Genomic DNA, 20,000 nt, shown 5'->3' with positions numbered 1-20,000 from the left:
CTGAGAGTTTATTTACTCTTGATTGATTTTTTGTTGCAAAAATGAAAAAGGAGCATCATTTGATGCCCCTTAAATACGTCTATAAAAAACAGATTTATCAGCGATTACAACTGCTTGACGAACTGCTTCAGCCAGCCGATGAATTCACCATTCAGCTCGTGATGGCGCACACCATATTCCACATTGGCTTTCATGTAGCCCAGCTTGCTGCCGCAATCGTGGCTCTTGCCCTTCATGAAGTAGGCGTTGACCTGCTCCTGCTCCATCAGCATGGCGATGGCGTCAGTCAGCTGGATCTCGTCACCGGCACCGGCCGGTGTCTTCTCCAGCAGCGGCCAGATATTGGAGGAGAGGACGTAACGACCCACCACCGCCAGATTGGAGGGGGCTTCGTCACGGGGCGGCTTCTCGACAATGGCCTGCATCGGCAGGGACATCCCCTCGCTCAGGGCCTCGCCCTTGATGTCGGCGATGCCGTACTTGTCCACTTCGCTCTCCGGAACCGCCTCCACCATGATCTGGCTGATCTGGTTCTCTTCGAACATGTGCACCATCTCGGCCAGGTTGTCTTTTTTCGGGTCGCTGGCCACTTCATCAATCAGTACATCAGGCAGCAGCACGGCAAACGGGTTGTCACCGATCAGCGGGCGGGCGCAGAGCACAGCGTGGCCCAGCCCTTTGGCCTCACCCTGACGGACGTGCATGATAGTGACGTCTTTCGGGCAGATCTGTTGTACCTCTTCCAGCAGCTGACGCTTGACTCGCTTCTCGAGGGTCGCTTCCAGTTCGAAACTCTTGTCGAAGTGGTTTTCGATGGAGTTCTTGCTCGAGTGGGTGACCAGCACGATCTCTTTGATACCGGCGGCGATGGCTTCGCGCACTACGTACTGGATCAGCGGTTTGTCGACCACCGGCAACATCTCTTTCGGGATGGCCTTGGTGGCTGGCAGCATACGGGTACCCAGACCGGCTACCGGGAGCACGGCCTTACGAACAACAAAAGGAGTCTTTTTCATGGAAAACTATCCAGCGGGATTAAAGTGCGGCAATCATACCCCAAGAAAAATGGGGCAGCCACAGGCTGCCCCATTTGCAACTGATCCATTCGACTTTATTTGACTATTATCATGTCCCTGTTGGCTTCCAGCGTGGCCGGGCCAATGCCATTGACATCCGCCAGCTGATCGACCGAGGTGAACTTTCCCTGTTTTTCCCGATAGTCGACGATGGCTTGTGCCTTCTTGTCGCCAATCCCTTTCAGGCTGGTGAGTTCGGCAAGGGTGGCCGTATTGATATTCAGCTTGCCGGTCTCCTTGGCGACCTCGGCTGTGGTTGTTTGCTTGGGCGCTGCCTTATCTGCGGCCAGCACAGGTTGGCTGAACAGTGGCAAGCAGGTCAGCAGCATGACTGCAGAGAGCTTCTTCATCAGCATTTCCATTCCTCCATGATGTGGATATTGCCGAGTGGCACATTGATGAATAGCGTATCGAACGGGTCTTTTTCACTGTTATTTCTAACAGGTCAAATCCTCATGCCGATGGCGAAATATTTGCTATAAGCGCTTCACTATGAATGCCCTCATAAATCCAACCGTATGATCTTGAATCTATTTTAGATACATCTTTAAGGTGGCGGGCACGCTTTCCCGCAGTGCTACGCTCGAGACATTTCTGGCACATCACATGGCATTGTTCTGTGCAACACTGCGCTGATGGCATGTTTCACTGGTCTTCAAAAGAGAACCAATAAAAAAGGCTGCTCACCTGGGGTGAGCAGCCTTTGTGATCGGTTTTTTCAGACAGGCACTGATTAGGCTTGTTCGTCAGCCTGTGCAGCTTGGATACCGGTCAGGGCGATGGTGTAGACGATGTCGTCAACCAGGGCGCCACGGGAGAGGTCGTTGACCGGCTTGCGCATGCCTTGCAGCATGGGGCCGATGGAGACCAGGTCAGCGGAACGCTGCACCGCTTTGTAAGTGGTGTTACCTGTGTTCAGGTCCGGGAAGACGAACACGGTGGCTTTACCGGCAACCGGTGAGTTCGGTGCCTTGGACTTGGCCACGTTCTCCATGATGGCCGCATCGTACTGCAGCGGGCCGTCGATGATGAGGTCGGGGCGCTTGGCCTTGGCCAGCTCGGTCGCTTCACGCACTTTCTCTACATCGGCACCGGCGCCAGAGGTACCGGTGGAGTAGGAGATCATGGCGACGCGCGGCTCGATGCCGAACGCGGCAGCAGAGTCGGCGGACTGGATGGCGATCTCGGCCAGCTGCTCGGCAGTCGGATCCGGGTTGATCGCGCAGTCACCGTAGACCAGAACCTGGTCAGGCAGCAGCATGAAGAAGATGGAGGAGATCAGTGAAGAGCCCGGAGCGGTCTTGATGATCTGCATCGGCGGACGGATGGTGTTGGCAGTGGTGTGCACCGCGCCGGATACCAGGCCGTCCACTTCGTTGCGCTCCAGCATCATGGTACCCAGTACCACGTTGTCTTCCAGCTGCTCGCGAGCAACCACTTCGGTCATGCCCTTGTTCTTGCGCAGCTCGACCAGACGCGGCACATAACGCTCGCGTACAACGGCCGGATCGATGATTTCGACGCGATCGGTCAGAACTACACCCTGCTGCTCGGCAACACGACGGATCTCTTCCGGGTTACCCAGCAGTACCGGACGGGCAATGCCACGCTCGGCACAGATGGCGGCAGCCTTGATTGTGCGCGGCTCGTCGCCTTCCGGCAGCACGACACGCTTGTTGGCCTGACGGGCCAGCTCGGTCAGCTGATAACGGAATGCCGGCGGGCTCAGACGACGGGAACGGGTAGAGCTGACGGTCAGCGACTCGATCCAGTGCTTGTCGATGTGGCCAGCGACGTAGTCCTGTACCAGTTCGATACGCTCGCGGTCATCTTCCGGAATATCGACGTTGAAGTTCTGCAGGCTGACGGCGGTCTGCCAGGTGTTGGTACCGGTCATCATGATCGGCAGGCCGGTGGCCATGGCCTGTTGGCACAGCGCCATTACCTGCGGCTCCGGATGATAGTTACCGGTCAGCAGCAGGGCGCCCAGCTTGACGCCGTTCATGGCGGAGAGGCAGGCGGAGACGATGACGTCAGAGCGGTCGCCGGAGGTGACCAGCAGGCTACCCGGACGGAAGTGCTCGACCATGTTGTGGATGGAGCGGGCGCAGAAGGTCACGGTCTGCAGGCGACGGCTGTCCAGCTCACCCTTGTGCAGGATCTTGGCCGCCAGATGCTTGGCGAGATCCTTGGCGCGCGGGGCGATCAGCTGGGTGTTCCAGGGGATGCAACCCAGGATGCGCAGCGGGCTCTTGCCGAACACTTGCAGCACTTCCAGGTTGTGAGCTGCGTCGGAAGCGTGGTGATGGGCTTCGAACATCTCGGTCAGGTCAGGGCGGGTTACGCCATGCTCGTCAACCGGCGCGCCAACCTTGTTGATCACGCAGCCAACGATACGGGGGTTGTTGACACCACCGAAGTTGGAGCAAGCCAGTTCGATGCGCTCTTTCAGCTTCTGGCTGGAGTCATGGCCCGGATGGGTCACGAATACCATGTCGGCATCCAGAGCTTTAGCGACGTCGTAGTTCAGCTTGTTGGCAAAGGGCTGCTTGTCGGTCGGCACCATACCTTCGACAACCAGCACTTCGGCACCACTGGATTTCACGTGCTCTTCGAAGCGGGCAACGATCTCTTCCAGCAGGATGTCGGTGTTGCTGGAGCTGATCATGTTCTCGGCGTAGGAGAGGGTGAACGGCTCGGGCGGGTTGATGTTGGCAGCAGCGCGGATAACGGCGGTTGAGCGCTCGGCACCGGTTTCACCCGGACGCGGCTGGGCAACCGGTTTGAAGAAGCTGACATTGACACCGTGACGCTCCATGGCGCGAACAACGCCCAGACTCACGGAAGTTACGCCGACACCAGTGCCGACCGGGATAAGCATAATAGTGCGTGCCACTTTATACCCCTTGTTCATTTTTTGGGATCAGGAAAAGGCCGCCCTGGTGGGCGGCCTCGAGTTACTGCGTCAATTAAGCGCCGACCAGTTCCAGCGCGTCGTGGGCGATAACCCACTCTTCGTTGGTCGGGATAACCAGGGCCTTGGTAGAACCAGCCTTGGTGATCTCGCCACCCTTGCCGAAACGAGCCTTCAGGTTGGCGTCGTGATCAACGTCAAAGCCCAGCAGACCCAGCTTGTTCAGGGTGATTTCACGGATCGGGGCAGAGTTTTCACCGATACCACCGGTGAAAACAACGGCGTCCAGACGACCGTCCATGGCGGCAGCGTAGGCGCCGATGTACTTGGCCAGGCGATAGCAGTAAACGTCCATAGCACGCTTGGCTTCTTCTTTGCTGTCGTAGTTGTCTTCAACGAAACGGCAGTCGGAGGTCACTTCGGTCAGACCCTGCAGGCCGGACTCTTTGGTCAGCATGGTGTTGATGTCAGCCACGCTCATGCCCAGCTTGTCGTGCAGGAAGAAGATGATGGCCGGGTCCAGATCGCCGGAGCGGGTACCCATCACCAGGCCTTCCAGCGGGGTCAGGCCCATAGAGGTATCAACGGATTTGCCGTTCTTGATGGCGCAGACGGAACCGCCGTTGCCCAGGTGGCAGTTGATGATGTTCAGCTCTTCAACCGGCTTGTTCAGCTGCTTGGCAGCTTCTAGGCTGATGTAGTAGTGGCTGGTGCCGTGAGCGCCGTAGCGACGGATACCGTTCTCTTTGTAGAGCTTGTACGGCAGGGCGTACAGGAAGGCTTCTTCCGGCATGGTCTGGTGGAACGCGGTATCGAATACGGCCACGTTCTTGTCAGCCAGCGCCGGGAATACGCGGCGAGCTTCACGGATACCGATCAGGTGAGCCGGGTTGTGCAGCGGTGCGTACGGAACAGCAGCTTCGATGCCGGCGATCACGTCTTCGCAGATGACAACGGAAGAGGTGAAGCGCTCGCCACCGTGAACAACACGGTGACCGATGGCGATCAGGTTCTTGGACAGTTCCGGATTGAGCGGCAGGATCTTGTTGACGATGAAGTCCAGCGCTTCCTGGTGAGCGGCACCCGCGCCCAGATCGGCACTGCCTTTCTCGCCATTCAGTTTCCACTTGATGCGGGCGTCGTCGAGGTTGAAGCACTCGGCCAGGCCGGACAGCAGGTCATCACCGGTGGTTGCGTCAATGACGGCAAACTTCAGGGAAGAGCTGCCACAGTTAAGAACAAGAACCAGCTTACTCATGAATAAATCCTATCGCAGATTGGGTTGTGTAGGCGGATGCGTTGGACGCGGTGCGGCCAAAAACTTTCAACTTATCCTTATGAGGGTTGGCAATCTGTTGCTTGCCCCTTGTATAGTGATACAAGACCCGAAATCCAGACGTCCCTGACAGGTCAATAGCAAGAAGCTTTTGACGCAAAAATGGGCGTACAAAGGATAACCCGATTGTTGAAAAATAACAAAGTCATCCTCAACCTTTGTTACTTTGCATCAAATTTTGTCGAGGTTTTGCCGTTAGTACGTTCAAAAAGCGCTCGGAGGTAGTATGAGCATGAACATTTTTGGAACTAAGTTACAGCAAGGCCGCCATTATATGACGCTTTGGCCGCGCCGTCCCGAGCTCAATTCGATGTTTCCTGAAAATCGGGTGATCAAGGCGACCGAGTTCGCCCTCAAGGTGATCCCCGCGCTGGCGGTGCTGAGCGTGATGCTGCAGTTCCAGTTTGGTGAGCTGCACTACTGGCCTTCCGTCATCACCTCCGTGCTGTTTCTGCTCAGCTTGCCGCTGCAGGGTTACTACTGGCTCGGCCAGCGTGCCGATACCCGCTTGCCCCCGTCGCTGGCGAGCTGGTATCGGGAGATCAACGGCAAGATGAACGAGCAGGGCGGCCGCCGTCAGCTGGTGTCACAGCCGCGCTATGAAGAGCTGGCCGATACCCTCAAGGCTGCGTTTCAGCAGCTCGATAAATCGTTTCTCTACGAATAACCCGATTCAGATGCAAAAAGGCGCCACTGGCGCCTTTTTTGTTGTCTGGTGGTCTGCCATCAGGCAGCCAGCACTTTGCGGATCTCCTGAATGGAGAGCTTGTACTGACGGGGGCACTGACGCCACACCTGCAGCATCCGCTGATACTTGTCGCGCATGGCGATGTCGCTGGAGAGCTCATCGCACGGGCACTTGAGCTCGGGGAAGCGCTTGTCCACCTCCAGCAGGAAGCAGACGTAGTCGGCCAGCTCACGCTCCTGGCTGCGGCTGTAGCCGTTGAACTCCAGCCGGCTGGCATTGATCTCGCCCTGATCGGTGGCATCCAGATTGCCCCATGAGATGGCCAGTGCGTGGTGCAGCTCCAGGGTGTCGATCACCTCCTGGCAGGTCGCCAGATCCAGATGGCCGAAGCTCTTCTCCAGCTCGAGGATCTGCAGGCAGTAGCCGCGCTCGATGATGGTGCTTGCGCGCTGGTAGGCGTCCGCTTTCTCCGGATTGAGTTTCGCCAGAATTTCGTACTGGTTGCTCAGGATCAAACGCTCTGTGTTGCTCATGTTCATGGGATATCTCGCTGGAAGATGATTCTGGGGTCACGTTAACCCATATATAAAATGAATTTTTTGATCTGGGCGGGGGAGTTGGTGAGAAAAATCCGCTGGCAAGGGGCGGCTGAGCAGACGAAAAAGGCCTGCATGGCAGGCCTTTCAATAACGCAGGGGAGGATTATCCCTTGAGGAAATCCAGTACCACCTGATGGTGATCGCTGGTTTTGAACTTGTCGAAGTGGTGGGCAATCTTGCCCTCTTCGTCGATCAGGAAGCTCTGACGGTGAATGCCGTCATACTCCTTGCCCATGAACTTCTTCGGGCCCCAGACGCCAAAGGCATCGGCGACGGCGTGGTCTTCATCGGCCAGCAGGGTGAAGTTGAGCTGGTCCCGCTCTTCGAACTTTTTCAGCCGTTTGGCCGGATCCGGGCTGATGCCAAGTACCACCACATTGAGGGCGGCCAACTCGGCGTTCACATCGCGCAGGCTGCAGGCCTGGGTGGTGCAGCCGGGGGTCATCGCCTTGGGGTAGAAATAGACCAGCACCTTCTTGCCGCGCAGGCCAGCAAGGCTGACCTGATTGCCATTCTGATCGGGCAGGGAGAAATCGGGGGCGGGGCTGCCAGCTTGTAGTGGTTGCATGGGGTCTCCTCGGGTAAAACGCCCTCAGGCGTGTTTGCGATTGACGATAAACTCGAACGATTCGGCACCCAGTTGACGACAGAATTCGGCGAAGGCGGTTTGCGAACCTTCCACTTCACCCTCTCTGGCCAGATTGAGCTGAAAACTGATCTTCAGCAGGTTGAACGGCTGCTGCTCCAGGGTCATGGATTGCATCGCCTGAATGTTCCAGCCATGTTCGCTGAAGAACTGGGTGCACTGGCTTACGATGCCGGGCTCGTCGCGGATCAACAGGTCGGCACTGGCGCGGACGTCATACTGCAGGGACTGGTGGCGCTCGGTGCGTTTCATCATGGTGATGAGATCCCACTCCTGGCTACGCAGGGGCAGGCTGATTTCGAGTTGCATCATGCTGTTCCAGTCGCCCGAGAGCAGCATGATAAAGGTAAATTCATTGCCGAAGATGCCAAGGCGGCTGTCCACAATGTTGCAACCACAGCCACTGACGTGGCGGGTCACTTCATTGACGATGCCAGGCCTGTCCGTGCCGATGGCCGTTACGACCAGGTAGTGAGTCATAAATCTTCTCTCGTCCGTTATTTCGTTGCGAAAGCCGCGCTGGCAAGCCAACCCTCCGGCCCTGATGACCACTCCCTGAGGGACGCTGCCGACTTTCGTCCATTACTTTTTGTTCCGGATGGTATCACGGCTTGCCCCCTCTCTCCCTTGTTTTTCAAAGGGGTCAGCTTTACCATTACGCCCCTGAAAATCGGGAGAAAAGTCCATGTTACGCGGTAGTATTGTTGCGCTCGTTACCCCCATGCTGGCTTCAGGTGAAGTCGATTGGGCCAGTCTGGCCAAGCTGGTCGACTATCATGTCAGCGCCGGGACCAGCGCCATTGTTGCGGTGGGTACCACAGGGGAATCGGTGACCCTGAGCGAGCAGGAGCATATCGCCGTCGTTGAAAAGACCGTTGAGTATGCCGCCGGACGCATTCCCGTCATCGCCGGTTGCGGCTCCAACAATACTGCCCATGCCATTGAATTGGCAAAGCGACTGGCCAAAACCGGCGTGGTGGCGGGTCTCTCGGTGACTCCTTACTACAACAAGCCCACTCAGGAAGGTCTCTATCGCCACTATTGTGCGATCGCCGAGGCTAGTGGTCTGCCCCAAATTCTTTATAATGTGCCCGGTCGCACCTGTTGCGATCTCAAACCGGAGACCGTGGCCCGTCTGGCCAAGGTTCCCGGCATTATCGGTTTGAAAGAGGCAACCGGCGATTTGAGCCGCACCCCGCTGCTGCGCGAGCTGTGCGGGCCGGAGTTTGCTCTCTACAGTGGCGACGATGCCACTGGTTGTGATTTTATGCTGCAAGGTGGCGATGGCGTGATTTCGGTCACCACCAATATTGCAGCGGCCCAGATGGCCGACATGTGTCGTGCTGCGCTGGCCGGTGATGCCGGGCAGGCGCATGACATCAACAATCTCTTGATGCCGTTGCACAAGACTCTGTTCTGCGAACCGAGCCCCACCCCGGTGAAATGGGCCTGTGCCCAACTGGGGTTGATTGCAACAGCCACCTTGCGCTTGCCGCTGGTTGACCTCACCCCCGAGGGCGAACAGCTGATGGCGCGAGCACTGACCACAGCGGAGTTGATGGCGAGTGTTTAAATCTAATGGAAAGGGAAATAGAGCACGTCTGGTGCTGAGCGTTGCGACTGTGGCCGTATTGGCCGGTTGCAGCACCCCCCAGGATCGCAAAATGGCCAACCGCGACTTCGGTTATGAAGATGCCCGCCTCGAGGGCCGCGCGTTCTTGATCCCCGCAGGATTGAGTGCCCCCACCTTCAACAGCCAGTACGATATCCCGCCGCTTCCCGAGAGCAGCCGTGAAGGTGCCCTCGGCGCCCAGGTCGATGTGCGCCCACCCGCTCAACTGCTGACCGTGGTACCGGGCAGTCAGGTGGTGCAGACCACAACCGAACCGACCGTTGCCTTCTATGCCCTGAGCACCAGCCAGAGCGTGGAGCGCGATACCTGGTCGTTCCTGATGAACTTCCTGGCCAAGTACAAGGTCACCACCGAGAAGCTGGATCAGCAGGATGGCGTATTGCAGACCGGCTGGTTTGACAACACGGTCGCCCTCGATGGCTGGGGTGAAGATGACGAAGACTTCAAAATCCGTCAGCGTTACCAGTTCACCGTACGCAACGATGCCCAGCGCCACGCCGTCAACATGTCGGTCCGGGTGCTGGATCACGAAGAGACCATCGATGGCGAGACCAGCAACAAGCTGACCCCTGCCGATGCCCAACGCTATGCCGCGCGAGTGCTGAACCAGTTCTCTCTCTATTACGACAGCCAGCTGAAAGCCCGCGAGCAGCACAAGTCCAACGATGGCATGGGTCTGCAACTAGGTCTGGACAACAACGAACTGAGCGCCTGGATTGCCGAAGGCTCCTTTGACCAAGTGTGGCGTCGCCTCAACCAGGTACTGCCCGCTTACGGTTTCACCATCAAGGATACCCAGCAGTCTCTGGGCTGGATCGACGTCGAGTACGAAGAGCCGGGTGCCGAGTTCTGGAAGGCGAAAGGGAGCGAGCCGTTCAAACTGGAGGAGGAGAAATACCGCTTCCAGCTTGGCGAAATGGCGGGAGGCAAGACCTCCATCACCCTGTTCGACAAGGACAAGAAGCCGGTATCGTCCGGGGTTATCTCCCAGATGTATATCAGCCTGTCCGAGGCGTTCGCCAAGGGGCTGGCCGATCAGGCAGCAGCAAAAGCAGAATAAATACAGGGGCCTTGTGCCCCTGTTTTGTTATCAAAATCCCCCTGAAAACGCGGGGATTCCGAGCGGTTTTCGATGATGCGAGCCCCCTTGCCAGCCCGTTGCAAACAGAGCGCGCAGGTGAGGAACTCGCGATGTTTACCCCCCACAAACAGGAAGTGTTATTAGCCATGAGTCTTGCAGATCAAGTATTGGCGGTGAATGACGATTTGCCGATCCGTACCGATAAACCTGTCCATTCCGGCAAAGTGCGCAGCGTCTACTGGTTGACCCCTGAAGACAGTGCCCGGCTCATAAAAGAGAAAGGCTATGATGTACCGGCCGATGCGCCCCTCGCCCTCATGGTGATCAGCGATCGCATCTCGGCCTTCGATTGCATCTGGCAAGGTGTGGATGGCCTGAACGGCGTACCGGGCAAAGGGGCGGCGCTCAACGCCATCTCCAGCCACTGGTTCAAGCTGTTCAAGGAGAAGGGACTGGCCGACAGCCACATTCTGGATATTCCGCACCCCTTCGTCTGGATCGTGCAAAAAGCCCGTCCGGTGATGATCGAGGCGATTGCCCGCCAATACATCACCGGCTCCATGTGGCGTGCCTACAAGGATGGCGAGCGCGAGTTCTGCGGCATCACCCTGCCGGAAGGGCTCAAAAAGGATCAGAAACTGCCGGAGATCCTCATCACCCCTTCCACCAAGGGCGTGCTGAAAGGGCTGGATGGTGTGCCGGAAGCCGATGATGTCAACGTCTCCCGTGCCGATATCGAGCGCCACTACAAGGGCTTCAACTTCAGCAAACCGGCTGACATCGACCGTTACGAAGTGCTGCTCAAAGAGGGCTTCAACGTCATCAGCGACGCGCTGGCCGGGCTGGATCAGATCTTCGTCGATACCAAGTTCGAGTTTGGTTACGTCCACGATGCGGCGGGCAACGAAAAGCTGATCTACATGGATGAAGTGGGCACCCCCGACAGCTCCCGTATCTGGGATGGCGCGGCCCTGCGCGACGGTCAGATTGTCGAGAAGTCGAAAGAGGGTTTCCGTCAGTGGCTGCTCAACCACTTCCCGGATCCGGACATCCTGCTCAACAAGAACCGCATGCCGGAACGTTTTGCCCTGGCCCGCGACAACAAGCTGCCGACCGAAGTGATGATGGATATCTCCAACACCTACGTCGGGATCGCCGAGAAGATCATCGGCCACAAGTTGGCGCGTTCTGCCAATCCCAAGCAGGAGATCATCGAGGTGCTGCGCGATCAGTACGGTCTGATCGACTAAGGGTTGCTCTCTTTTTTGTCGCCAACAAATAAACGTTTGCTGATAGCGAAGGAGATAGGCAGAGAAACAGACGGGCCCCGCTATGGGGCCCGTTTTTATTGCTGGTCTGGCGGTAAGCGAGCGGCGATCAGCCGTTGACTCTGAACACCTGACCTGTCTGGATGCCCAACACCGACTTCTTGTAAGCCTGCGCCACCTTGGCGGCTGGCACCGGCACGAACCCCGGGAAGAAGTCGGCGTATTTGTCCATCGACTCCGCCAGCACGGTGGGGCTCACCACGTTGATGCGAATGCCCCTTGGCAGCTCGCAGGCGGCCGCTTTCACAAAGTGATCGATGGCGCCGTTGACGGTGCTGGCGCTCACGCCCCAGTTGATCGGCTCCTCGCTCAGAATACCGCTGATCAAAGTGATGGAACCCTTGTCAGTCAGATAGGGAATGGCGGCTCGGGTCAGGTTGATCTGGCCCATCAGCTTGCTCTCCAGTCCCACCTGCCACTGCTCGTCGCTCATCTCGGTCAGACCGTTGAAGGCCACGCTGCCGCTGGCGACGACCAGCGCATCGAACTGGCCCAGCTTGGCGAACAGCGCCTTGATGGAGGCGGGATCGCGCATGTCGACCGTGGCATCGCCACGGCTGTGGCCGACCCGGATCACCTGATGATCTTTGGCAAGCAGTTCACTGACCGCGGAGCCGACGGTGCCGGAGGCACCCACAATCACAATTTTCATCTGCATCACTCCTGGTTGGGATGTGTCGATTTTAGCGCAACAGAAAATGCAAAAAAGCGCGTATAATAAACCCATTGTTTCCATATTGGAGCTAATGATGGATATCGCCCATCTGGCCAGCTTTTACGAAGTGGTGCTGCGCGGCAGTTTCTCGGCTGCTGCCGATACGCTGGGGGTCAGCAAGGGGATGCTGAGCCGCCATGTCAGCGCGCTGGAGACCTCCCTCAATGCACAACTGTTGCAGCGCACCACCCGCCGCCTCAGTCTGACCGAGGCGGGCAAGACCCTCTATCAGCAGGCGGGGGAGATCTTCGCGCTGGCTCGGCAGGCGGAGCAGGATATTCAGGCGCTGACCGAAGAGGATTGCGGACGACTGCGCTTTACCTGCCCGGTCAGCACCGGCGACCGCATGGTGAGCGAACTGCTGACCAGCTTTGCCGCGCTCTGCCCGGGAGTGGAGGTGGAACTCAATTTCACCAACCAGATGGTCGACATGAGTCAGGGAGAAAACGACATCGCCCTGCGCGCCATGAGCGAGGTGCCGGACAATCTGGTGGCCCTGCCGCTGGGGCGGCTCAAGGATGTGGTGGTGGCCAGCCCCGCGCTGGTGGCGCGAGAGGGGTATCCTGCCACTCCCTATGAGCTGAGCGGGCGCAACTGCCTGTTGCAGGGGCACAATCCGGCCTGGGAGCAGTGGCACTTTATCCGTGAGGGGGAAGAGGCTCACATTTTGGTACAGGGCAAGGTGCGAGCCAACCACTACAGTACAGTATTGCAACTGGCGCGCGCCGGTATGGGCTATGCCAAGTGCCCGCTGATGCTGGTGGAGTCGCTGCTGACGGCAGGGGAGCTGGTGACCGTGCTCGACGAGTGGCAGAGCGGCCTGCATCAGCTTCATGTGCTGCATGCCCAGCAGCGGCGGGTGCCGCGCAAGATCCGGCTGTTCAAGCAGGTGCTGGCCCAGTGGTTTGCCGAGCGACCCCACTACCTGCTCTGAGCAGCGTTATTTTTCTGTCATCTTCGGCTGCTACCCTGCGCCCATCATCGGCATCAGGAAGATCAGCGGGAATGAAGAGTAATAGAGGGTTGACCGGGTTTGTGCTGCTCTGTGCAGTCTTGGGGGCAGGCAGTGTACAGGCCATGGTGGACGTGAAGGTGCCGGAGAATTTCCGCATCCTCGCGGTGAGCAACGGCACCTTGCAGGATGAGCAGCATGCCACCCTGGCGGATGGCGAACAGCAACTGTTAGTGCGCTTCGAGGGGGTGATCCCCAGTCGCAGCAGCAGCGAGAATGATCGGCAGGTACGCTCCGAGCCGCAGGTGGTGCGCTATCAGGGCAGCAATCAGCATTTGCAGCTGACGGCCAGTGTACCGGGAGACGAGCGGGGGATGCAGGCGTATGCCAAGGCTCCTGTGGTAGTGCTGCAGGAGAATGGCCGCGCGCTTGCTATCCAGCAGGATGCGCTGGTGACCAGCGGCATGCTGCTAGGGGTGGATTGGAACGGCAAACTGGCTGAATACAACCGCAGCGGCGGCAAGGCGGCGCTGACGGCCGTCGCTGTGACTACACAACCAACCGCTACGCTCTCCGGGGCGCAACCTGTTGTGGCTGCCAGCGAGCTGGAAGGGCAGTTGCAGCAGCTGTTCCTCCAGGCAGATCCGGCCCTGCGCAAGCGCTTTATCGGTTGGGCCGTCCCACAGCTTTAAGTTTTCTGCCCGTTGCAGTAACGTGGACACTCCTTTTTCAGGCGCTCTGTTCATCGTACTCAACGAGGTTTTCATGTTTGAATTGCATTCACGCCTGCAGGCAGATACCCGGTGGCTCGGGGATCTGCCCCTCTGCCGTGTCTTGCTGTCCAAAGACAGCCAGTATCCCTGGCTGATCCTGGTACCGCGAGTAGCCAACCTGCGGGAAATTCACCATCTGGCGCCGGAGCAGCAGCAACAGCTGATGCAGGAGTCCTGCGCTGTCGCCAACCTGATGGAACAGGCCCTCAGCCCGGACAAGATCAACATTGGGGCGCTGGGTAATCTGGTGCCGCAACTCCACCTTCACCATGTCGCCCGCTTTGCGACGGATCGCGCCTGGCCAGGCCCCATCTGGGGCGCTCATCCGGTCGTGCCTTATGAGCCACAAGTTTTGGTGCAGCAGGCCGATATATGGCGTGCCCGGCTCGCCAAGCTGAGCGGTTTCACCCCTGTGGCTGCTGATAACGGAGTCAACTGAGAGGCGTGTCGCTATTTCAGTCTCCGGGCCGCGCCATCTGTTAGAGTTATGGTATAGATAAGCCCATTTTCGATGTTCAGGAAGGTCCCATGATAGTGACAAGATCCGATGACGATGCCGTATTGACCACAGAGGATGTGCTGCTCAGCCTGTGCAACTCGGTGACGGACGTTTTGAGTGCTGCGACCATGAGTCAGGTGCGGTTTTCCGGCATGGTGCAGCGGATCAGCAAGACCTGCCTCAAGCCGGATATCGGCTGCTTCGTGCTGTTCGATGGCGGTTTTTCCGGTCTGGTTGTGATCAACTTCTCCGCCGCCGCCGCCATGGAGCTCTACGAGAGCTACATGCTGAGCATGGGACTCTCCAAAGAGGATCTCGCCATCTCCCACACCTCTGATGAGGTGAGCAACGTGATGGGCGAGCTGATGAACCAGATCGTCGGCAGCTTCACCGTCAAGGTGGGTCGGGATCTGCAGACCCACATCACCCAGAACCAGCCGAAGATGCTGGCCCTCAACAAGCAGGTGATGCTGAGTGTCGATACCAATCTCGACAGCCCGGAGTCCCGCCGCGTCACCTTCTTCACCGCTCGCAACAACATCTTCTATCTGGAGCTGGCGATGGACAAAACCGAGTTCATCCGCATCCACAATGAGGGGATGGAGCACGAGGAGCTGGATCCCGATGCGCTGATCGCCCAGGCCAAGCAGGATGCCGCCAAGCCGGCTCAGGCTGCGGCCCCGGTTGCCAACGATCACGATGATCTGCTCGACTCTTTGGGTATTTGAGGCAAATGCCGGATAGCAACAAGGCCACCTTCGGGTGGCCTTGTTGTATCGGTGCGAACAACCGTTGTTAGAAGTTGTAGAGCAGGCCGGTGTTGAACATCACCGATTCAGAATCGTAGAAGTTGATGTCGGAATCGGACTTGGCGTAGCCAGCGGTAAAGGTCGCCGAGAGCGGCGCAATACCGAACAGGCGGTGCCAGAAGAAGGTACCGGTCAGGGCAAACTCGTCGGAGTCGGCGTTTTGGCCAAAGATGGGGTTGGCCTCATCATATTTGGTCTGGCCCAGATAGGCGTTGCTGACGAAAGACCACTGGGAAGCGCGCATGCCGTAGGTCAACTGCAGGCCGTTGCTCTTGTAGCTTTGGGCGCTGCCATCCAGATCAGCTTGGCGGTAGATAAAGGCTGGCTCCAGCATCTGACCGGGTGCCAGCTGCCATTTGTAGGAGAGGTCGAGGGCGTGGATCTTGCCGTTGCGATCCAGCTTGGCGGCAGTATCGGCGCCGTACTGACTGCCGCTGCGCTCCTCATCCACCTCGATGTTGCGGGTGGTCAGGCTGCCATTGAAGTTGCTACCCCAGATGCTGTCCCAGGCGAAGCGAACCCCTTTTGACTTGATATCGGTCGACTGGCGATCAACGCCTACGGCGAAGGGATCGCTCCACTGCTCGGTCGGCATGGCATTAAAGACCACGGAGCCAGCTACAATGCCCTTGTCGCTCATCTCCTGACGGATACCGAGCTGCTGGGTGAAGTCGAAACGGATGGCATCCTGGATCAGGTTACCAAGGAAGACCTGGGTGCGGGTATCGGCAAAGGTATAGCGGATATCGGCGTTGAGCAGCGGCGCAACGGCGGAGCTGCTATCGGCACTGCCCAGTCCGCTCAGGCGGCGGTTTTCATCATCACCGCTATAAAAATTTGATTCGTAATTGATGACACTGACCCCGCCAAGCAGGAAACCGGACCAGCCAGACTCCTTGGGAATTTCACCCAAATCAGCATAAGCACTATTTGCGACCAGCAGGCCCAGGCCCAGCAAGGTGGTGTTGCGCATCGGATAACTCCTAAATTAAATGGTGGTGAATTTTTTCGGCCGGTGAGTATAAAGAAAAAACCTTAATGGCAACTGACTCAATATTGTCAATTATCCTAACCCACTCATTTCATTCGGCGAATCGTTAATTAATTGTGCGAGATTAAGAAGAGTTCACTCGGTTGTGCTGGTATTCTGTACCGCGAATATCGGGGGAAAACAATAAGATGAAACAGATTAAATCCTGGGCGCAATATTATGTCGATCTGATGACCAAGCTGGGACTAGTGCGATTCAGCATGTTCCTAGCGGCGGGCATTATCGTGCTGGCGGTCGCCATCCAGATGGGGGTGACCCTGTTCCTGCGCGGCAATATCGATGTGATCGACTTCGTTCGCTCGGTCTTTTTTGGCCTGCTGGTGACCCCCTGGGCGGTCTATTTTCTCTCCATCGTGGTGGATCAGCTGGAGGATTCCCGTCAGCGACTGAGCCGGATGGTGCGCAAGCTGCAAGATATGCGCGAGCGGGATCTGGAGCTCAATACCCAGCTGCAGGAGAACATCAGCCGCCTCAACGCCCAGATTGCCGAGACCAACCGGGCCGAGAGCCTGCGTCTGCAGGCCATCGAGGATCTCGAGAACGAGGTGTTCCAGCGGGAGAAAGCCCAGCTCCATCTGGGGGAGCGCACCGCGCTGCTGCGCTCCTTTATCGACTGCTCCCCGGATCTGGTCTACTACCGCAACGAGGATGAGCAGTTCTCCGGCTGCAACCGCGCCATGGAAGAGCTGACCGGCAAGGTGGAGGCCGAGCTGATCGGTCTGACCCCGTTCGATGTCTACAAGCAGGAGATCGCCAACAAGGTGGTGGAGACCGACAAGCAGGTCTTTGCCAGCAACGAGCCGCTCACCTACGAGCAGTGGCTGGAGTATCCCGATGGCCGCAAGGCTTACTTCGAGCTGCGCAAGGTGCCCTTCTTCGACCGCTTCGGCAAGCGACTCGGCCTGCTCGGTTTTGGCCGCGACATCACCGAGCGCAAGCAGTATCAGGACAAGCTGGAGAAGGCGAGTCGCGACAAGACCACCTTTATCTCCACCATCAGCCACGAGTTGCGCACCCCGCTCAACGGCATTGTGGGCTTAAGCCGGATGCTGATGGATACCCCCCTCGATCCCAAACAGCATCAGCAGCTCAAGACCATTCACCTGAGTGCGGTGACCCTTGGCAATATCTTCAACGACATCATCGACTTGGACAAACTGGATCGCCGTCGCCTCGAAATTGCGCCAACCCGTATCGACCTGCCTGCCTTCCTCGACGAGCTGGAGACCCTGTCGCGCATTCAGGCGGAGCAGAAGGGGCTCTATCTCCATTTCGATCGCGATGGCGACATGCCGCAATTTGTGATGGCTGACGGTACCCGCCTGCGTCAGGTGCTGTGGAATCTTGTGGGCAACGCGGTCAAGTTTACCGATGAGGGGGGCGTCACCGTGCGTTGCCTATCCCATCCCGCCGACGAGCCGGGCAAGCTGGCCCTGCACTTCGAGGTGGAGGATACCGGTATCGGTATCCCGCGCGCCCAGCAGGAGAAGATCTTCGCCATGTACTATCAGGTGCAGGGCAAGAAGCACGCCACCGGCACCGGCATTGGCCTCGCGGTCTCCCGTCAGCTGGTGCAGGCGATGGGCGGCCAGCTCTATGTGGACAGCGATCCGGGCGAAGGTTCCTGCTTCACTGCCGAATTGGAAGTGGCTTGCGCCGAGCCTGTGTTGCCAGAGCAGGAGGAGGAGATGCCTTCCCTCGATATCCTGCTGGTGGAGGATGTGGAGCTTAACGTGACGGTGGCCTGCGCCCTGCTGGGCAAGCTGGGTCATCAGGTGCAGGTGGCACGGGACGGCACCCAGGCGTTGGCGATGGCCAACCCGGATGATTTCGACCTCATTTTGCTCGATATCCAGCTGCCGGACATGACCGGCTTCGATGTGGCGAAAACCCTGCTGGAGCGTTATGGCGACAGCCTGCCACCCATGGTGGCGCTCACCGCCAACTCAACCGGCGATCGCCAGTACTACCGGGATCACGGCATGCAGGATGTCATTAACAAGCCGCTTGGCTCCAAAGCGGTGCGGGAGGTGATTGGTCACCTGTTTGCCGATCTGGCCGAGGATGAAGCGGACGAGCAGGCGGATGCGGGCAATCAGGATACCCTGCTGGATATCCCCTTCCTCACCGATTACGCCGATACCGTGGGCAAGCCGGTGCTGCTCTCCAGCGTCGATCTGTTCGAGAAGATGATGCCGGACTACATGGCAGTGCTCGACTCCAACATGATTGCCAAGGATCAAGCGGGGGTGGTGGAAGAGGCACACAAGATAAAAGGGGCGGCAGGCTCCATTGGCCTGCGCCGATTGCAGCAGACGGCACAGCTGATCCAGAGCCCGGATCACCCCGCTTGGTGGGAAAACGTGGAAGACTGGATTGAGACGCTGCGCCGGGAATATCCGGGCGATATCGCCCGTCTGCGGCGCTGGTTGCTGTCTTGAGGCTGGAGGTTGTTTTGAGTCTGATGGAAGTTGCTGGCAAGGAGCTGCGAGATGTATAGCCGTTTGATTACCCCTGCGCGCATCCACTCTTGGGGGGATGAGGAGCTGCTGGAGGCGACCGAGCAGGATCGCGCCCGTATCGTGCAGGCCGCGCCAGTGCGCCGGTTGCAGCAGAAGACCCAGGTCTTTCCGCTCGATGTGAAGGCCTCGGTGCGCAGCCGCCTCACCCACTCGCTGGAGGTGCAGGAGACCGGTCGCCAGATCAGCCGCCGCATTCTGGCCGCCTTGCCAGCAGGAACGGTCTGCGAAGGGGCCTTTATCAATCTGGTGGAGATGTCCTGCCTGCTTCATGACGTGGGCAACCCGCCGTTTGGCCACTTTGGCGAGCAGGTGATGAGCCAGTGGCTCGGCGAGATGCTTGATCCCCTCTATCAGCAGGCGCTGGCGCAGCCACCTTCGGCCCAGTGGGCTGAATTGCGTCAGGATCTGCAACTGTTTGATGGCAACGCCCAGAGTCTGCGGCTGGTGCACAGCCTGCACGAGCTCAACCTGACGCTCGGGCAGCTGGCGGCACTCTGCAAATACCCGCAGCAGCCGCAACCCGGGGTGAGCTATGGCCAGCATCATGGCTGGATCAGCAAGCGGGGCATCTTCTTTAGCGAGCAGCCGCTCTACCGCGCCCTCGGTCAGAGCCTGGGATTGGCCCCCGGCTGCCGTCATCCGCTGGTCTACATCATGGAGGCGGCCGATGATATCTCCTACTGCATCGCCGACCTGGAAGATGCGGTAGATCGAAGAATCCTGACTCAGGGTGAACTGCTGGCGGCACTGCGATCTGCTGACCAGAGTGACTACATGGGCACCTTGCTGGATGAGGCGCTTGCCAGTGGTCGGGGCTTTTTCCCCCATTTTCGCCAGCTGTTGACCCGGGATCTGGTGGCGTTGGCGGCGCAGAGCTATGTCAGCGAACATCAGGCCATTTTGCAGGGATCCTATCCGCAAGCGCTGCTGCACGGTCAGGCGCCGGCGGCGCGGGTGCTCGATATCCTCAAACGGGTGGCCCGCGAGCTGGTCTTTATGCGCCCCGAGGTGGAAGCGCTTGAGCTGGAGGGGTATGCGGCGCTGCGCGGGGTGCTGACCAGTTATGCCTGTCTGTTGGCGCTGCCAGCGCCACAGTTTGCTCGCCTGCTGGCCGGGGAGGGGAGTCAGACGCTTTTCTTTGCGCGCCGCCTCTATCACCGCCTCTCGGCCCGCCATCTCAAGGCCTATCGATTGGCGATCGCCACCCCGGATCCGCGTTTTGCCTGCCAGAACGAGCAGGAGTGGTATTACCGGGTGCGGTTGCTGCTCGATTACATCAGCGGCATGACGGATACCTATGTACTGGAAGAGTACCGGCTACTCTCGGGCATCTGATGCCCCAAGCTCCCTGTCGGGCAGCATAAAATGCCGTAAAAAC

At 58.4% G+C, this 20,000-nt stretch carries 19 protein-coding genes; 10 read left to right on the top strand and 9 right to left on the bottom strand.

The genetic code is table 11. The features are described 5' to 3' along the window. Nucleotides 1–104: 104 nt before the first annotated feature. From galU to ACTG2W_RS09495, 4 genes are all read right to left on the bottom strand, one after another. A complete protein-coding gene (gene galU, locus ACTG2W_RS09510; RefSeq protein WP_106842242.1) occupies nt 105–1,016 on the bottom strand; it encodes a UTP--glucose-1-phosphate uridylyltransferase GalU in 912 nt (303 codons plus the stop codon). Between the two features lie 95 nt (nt 1,017–1,111). Continuing rightward, nucleotides 1,112–1,432 (bottom strand): ComEA family DNA-binding protein, encoded by a 321-nt coding sequence (locus ACTG2W_RS09505; RefSeq protein WP_106842243.1) that lies wholly within the window; start codon nt 1,430–1,432, stop codon nt 1,112–1,114. Nucleotides 1,433–1,809: 377 nt separating this feature from the next. Next, nucleotides 1,810–3,990 (bottom strand): phosphate acetyltransferase, encoded by a 2,181-nt coding sequence (pta, locus tag ACTG2W_RS09500; protein ID WP_005339119.1) that lies wholly within the window; start codon nt 3,988–3,990, stop codon nt 1,810–1,812. Nucleotides 3,991–4,045: 55 nt separating this feature from the next. Further along, a complete protein-coding gene (locus tag ACTG2W_RS09495; protein ID WP_005349210.1) occupies nt 4,046–5,248 on the bottom strand; it encodes an acetate kinase in 1,203 nt (400 codons plus the stop codon). Between the two features lie 304 nt (nt 5,249–5,552). On the opposite strand from ACTG2W_RS09495, the gene yfbV reads away from it, so the two are divergent. Continuing rightward, nucleotides 5,553–5,993, top strand: coding sequence for a terminus macrodomain insulation protein YfbV (gene yfbV / locus ACTG2W_RS09490; protein WP_005339116.1), 441 nt, complete (start codon nt 5,553–5,555; stop codon nt 5,991–5,993). 59 nt (nt 5,994–6,052) lie between these two features. Here the strand turns inward: yfbV and ACTG2W_RS09485 are convergent, their stop codons facing one another. From ACTG2W_RS09485 to ACTG2W_RS09475, 3 genes are all read right to left on the bottom strand, one after another. Further along, complete coding sequence (locus tag ACTG2W_RS09485; RefSeq protein WP_106842244.1) at nt 6,053–6,553, bottom strand: YfbU family protein; 501 nt, start codon at nt 6,551–6,553, stop codon at nt 6,053–6,055. Between the two features lie 163 nt (nt 6,554–6,716). Continuing rightward, a complete protein-coding gene (gene bcp, locus ACTG2W_RS09480; RefSeq protein WP_005358255.1) occupies nt 6,717–7,181 on the bottom strand; it encodes a thioredoxin-dependent thiol peroxidase in 465 nt (154 codons plus the stop codon). A 24-nt stretch (nt 7,182–7,205) separates the two neighbouring features. Continuing rightward, a complete protein-coding gene (locus ACTG2W_RS09475; RefSeq protein WP_005349229.1) occupies nt 7,206–7,739 on the bottom strand; it encodes a glycine cleavage system protein R in 534 nt (177 codons plus the stop codon). A 205-nt stretch (nt 7,740–7,944) separates the two neighbouring features. On the opposite strand from ACTG2W_RS09475, the gene dapA reads away from it, so the two are divergent. From dapA to ACTG2W_RS09460, 3 genes are all read left to right on the top strand, one after another. After that, on the top strand, nt 7,945–8,832 hold the full coding sequence (gene dapA / locus ACTG2W_RS09470) for a 4-hydroxy-tetrahydrodipicolinate synthase (RefSeq protein WP_005349232.1): 888 nt from the start codon (nt 7,945–7,947) through the stop codon (nt 8,830–8,832). Further along, nucleotides 8,825–9,952: an outer membrane protein assembly factor BamC gene (gene bamC / locus ACTG2W_RS09465; protein WP_106842245.1), complete on the top strand. Its 1,128-nt coding sequence runs from the start codon at nt 8,825–8,827 to the stop codon at nt 9,950–9,952. Before dapA ends, bamC begins: the two co-directional genes overlap by 8 nt. Before the next feature lie 167 nt (nt 9,953–10,119). Then, complete coding sequence (locus ACTG2W_RS09460) at nt 10,120–11,223, top strand: phosphoribosylaminoimidazolesuccinocarboxamide synthase (RefSeq protein WP_040065098.1); 1,104 nt, start codon at nt 10,120–10,122, stop codon at nt 11,221–11,223. A 127-nt stretch (nt 11,224–11,350) separates the two neighbouring features. Here the strand turns inward: ACTG2W_RS09460 and ACTG2W_RS09455 are convergent, their stop codons facing one another. Continuing rightward, the gene (locus ACTG2W_RS09455) at nt 11,351–11,953 is read right to left on the bottom strand and encodes a short chain dehydrogenase (protein ID WP_106842246.1); all 603 of its coding nucleotides are present in this window, start codon (nt 11,951–11,953) and stop codon (nt 11,351–11,353) included. Nucleotides 11,954–12,050: 97 nt separating this feature from the next. Here ACTG2W_RS09455 and ACTG2W_RS09450 point away from each other — a divergent pair, with 97 nt between their 5' ends. The 4 genes from ACTG2W_RS09450 (at nt 12,051) to ACTG2W_RS09435 (ending at nt 14,968) form a co-directional block, all read left to right on the top strand. Then, the gene (locus ACTG2W_RS09450; RefSeq protein WP_106842247.1) at nt 12,051–12,950 is read left to right on the top strand and encodes a LysR family transcriptional regulator; all 900 of its coding nucleotides are present in this window, start codon (nt 12,051–12,053) and stop codon (nt 12,948–12,950) included. Between the two features lie 71 nt (nt 12,951–13,021). Then, the gene (locus tag ACTG2W_RS09445; RefSeq protein WP_106842248.1) at nt 13,022–13,660 is read left to right on the top strand and encodes a DUF2057 domain-containing protein; all 639 of its coding nucleotides are present in this window, start codon (nt 13,022–13,024) and stop codon (nt 13,658–13,660) included. Between the two features lie 73 nt (nt 13,661–13,733). Further along, nucleotides 13,734–14,180, top strand: coding sequence for an HIT domain-containing protein (locus ACTG2W_RS09440; protein ID WP_106842249.1), 447 nt, complete (start codon nt 13,734–13,736; stop codon nt 14,178–14,180). Between the two features lie 89 nt (nt 14,181–14,269). Then, entirely contained in the window at nt 14,270–14,968 is a 699-nt protein-coding gene (locus tag ACTG2W_RS09435) for a DUF3334 family protein (protein WP_005339098.1), read from the top strand. A 67-nt stretch (nt 14,969–15,035) separates the two neighbouring features. Here ACTG2W_RS09435 and ACTG2W_RS09430 read toward each other — a convergent pair whose 3' ends face one another. Then, on the bottom strand, nt 15,036–16,022 hold the full coding sequence (locus ACTG2W_RS09430; protein WP_106842250.1) for a DUF2860 family protein: 987 nt from the start codon (nt 16,020–16,022) through the stop codon (nt 15,036–15,038). A gap of 206 nt (nt 16,023–16,228) precedes the next feature. On the opposite strand from ACTG2W_RS09430, the gene arcB reads away from it, so the two are divergent. Further along, entirely contained in the window at nt 16,229–18,541 is a 2,313-nt protein-coding gene (arcB, locus tag ACTG2W_RS09425) for an aerobic respiration two-component sensor histidine kinase ArcB (protein ID WP_106842251.1), read from the top strand. A 51-nt stretch (nt 18,542–18,592) separates the two neighbouring features. Further along, nucleotides 18,593–19,957, top strand: a complete 1,365-nt coding sequence (gene dgt, locus ACTG2W_RS09420) for a dGTPase (protein WP_421309380.1) — start codon at nt 18,593–18,595, stop codon at nt 19,955–19,957. Nucleotides 19,958–20,000 lie beyond the last annotated feature (43 nt).

Origin of the sequence: Aeromonas sp. 96A (assembly GCF_051919165.1) — a bacterium.
GTDB lineage: Bacteria > Pseudomonadota > Gammaproteobacteria > Enterobacterales > Aeromonadaceae > Aeromonas > Aeromonas veronii.
Note: the sequence above shows the minus strand (reverse complement) of the source record. Positions and strands in the feature narration are given on the sequence as shown.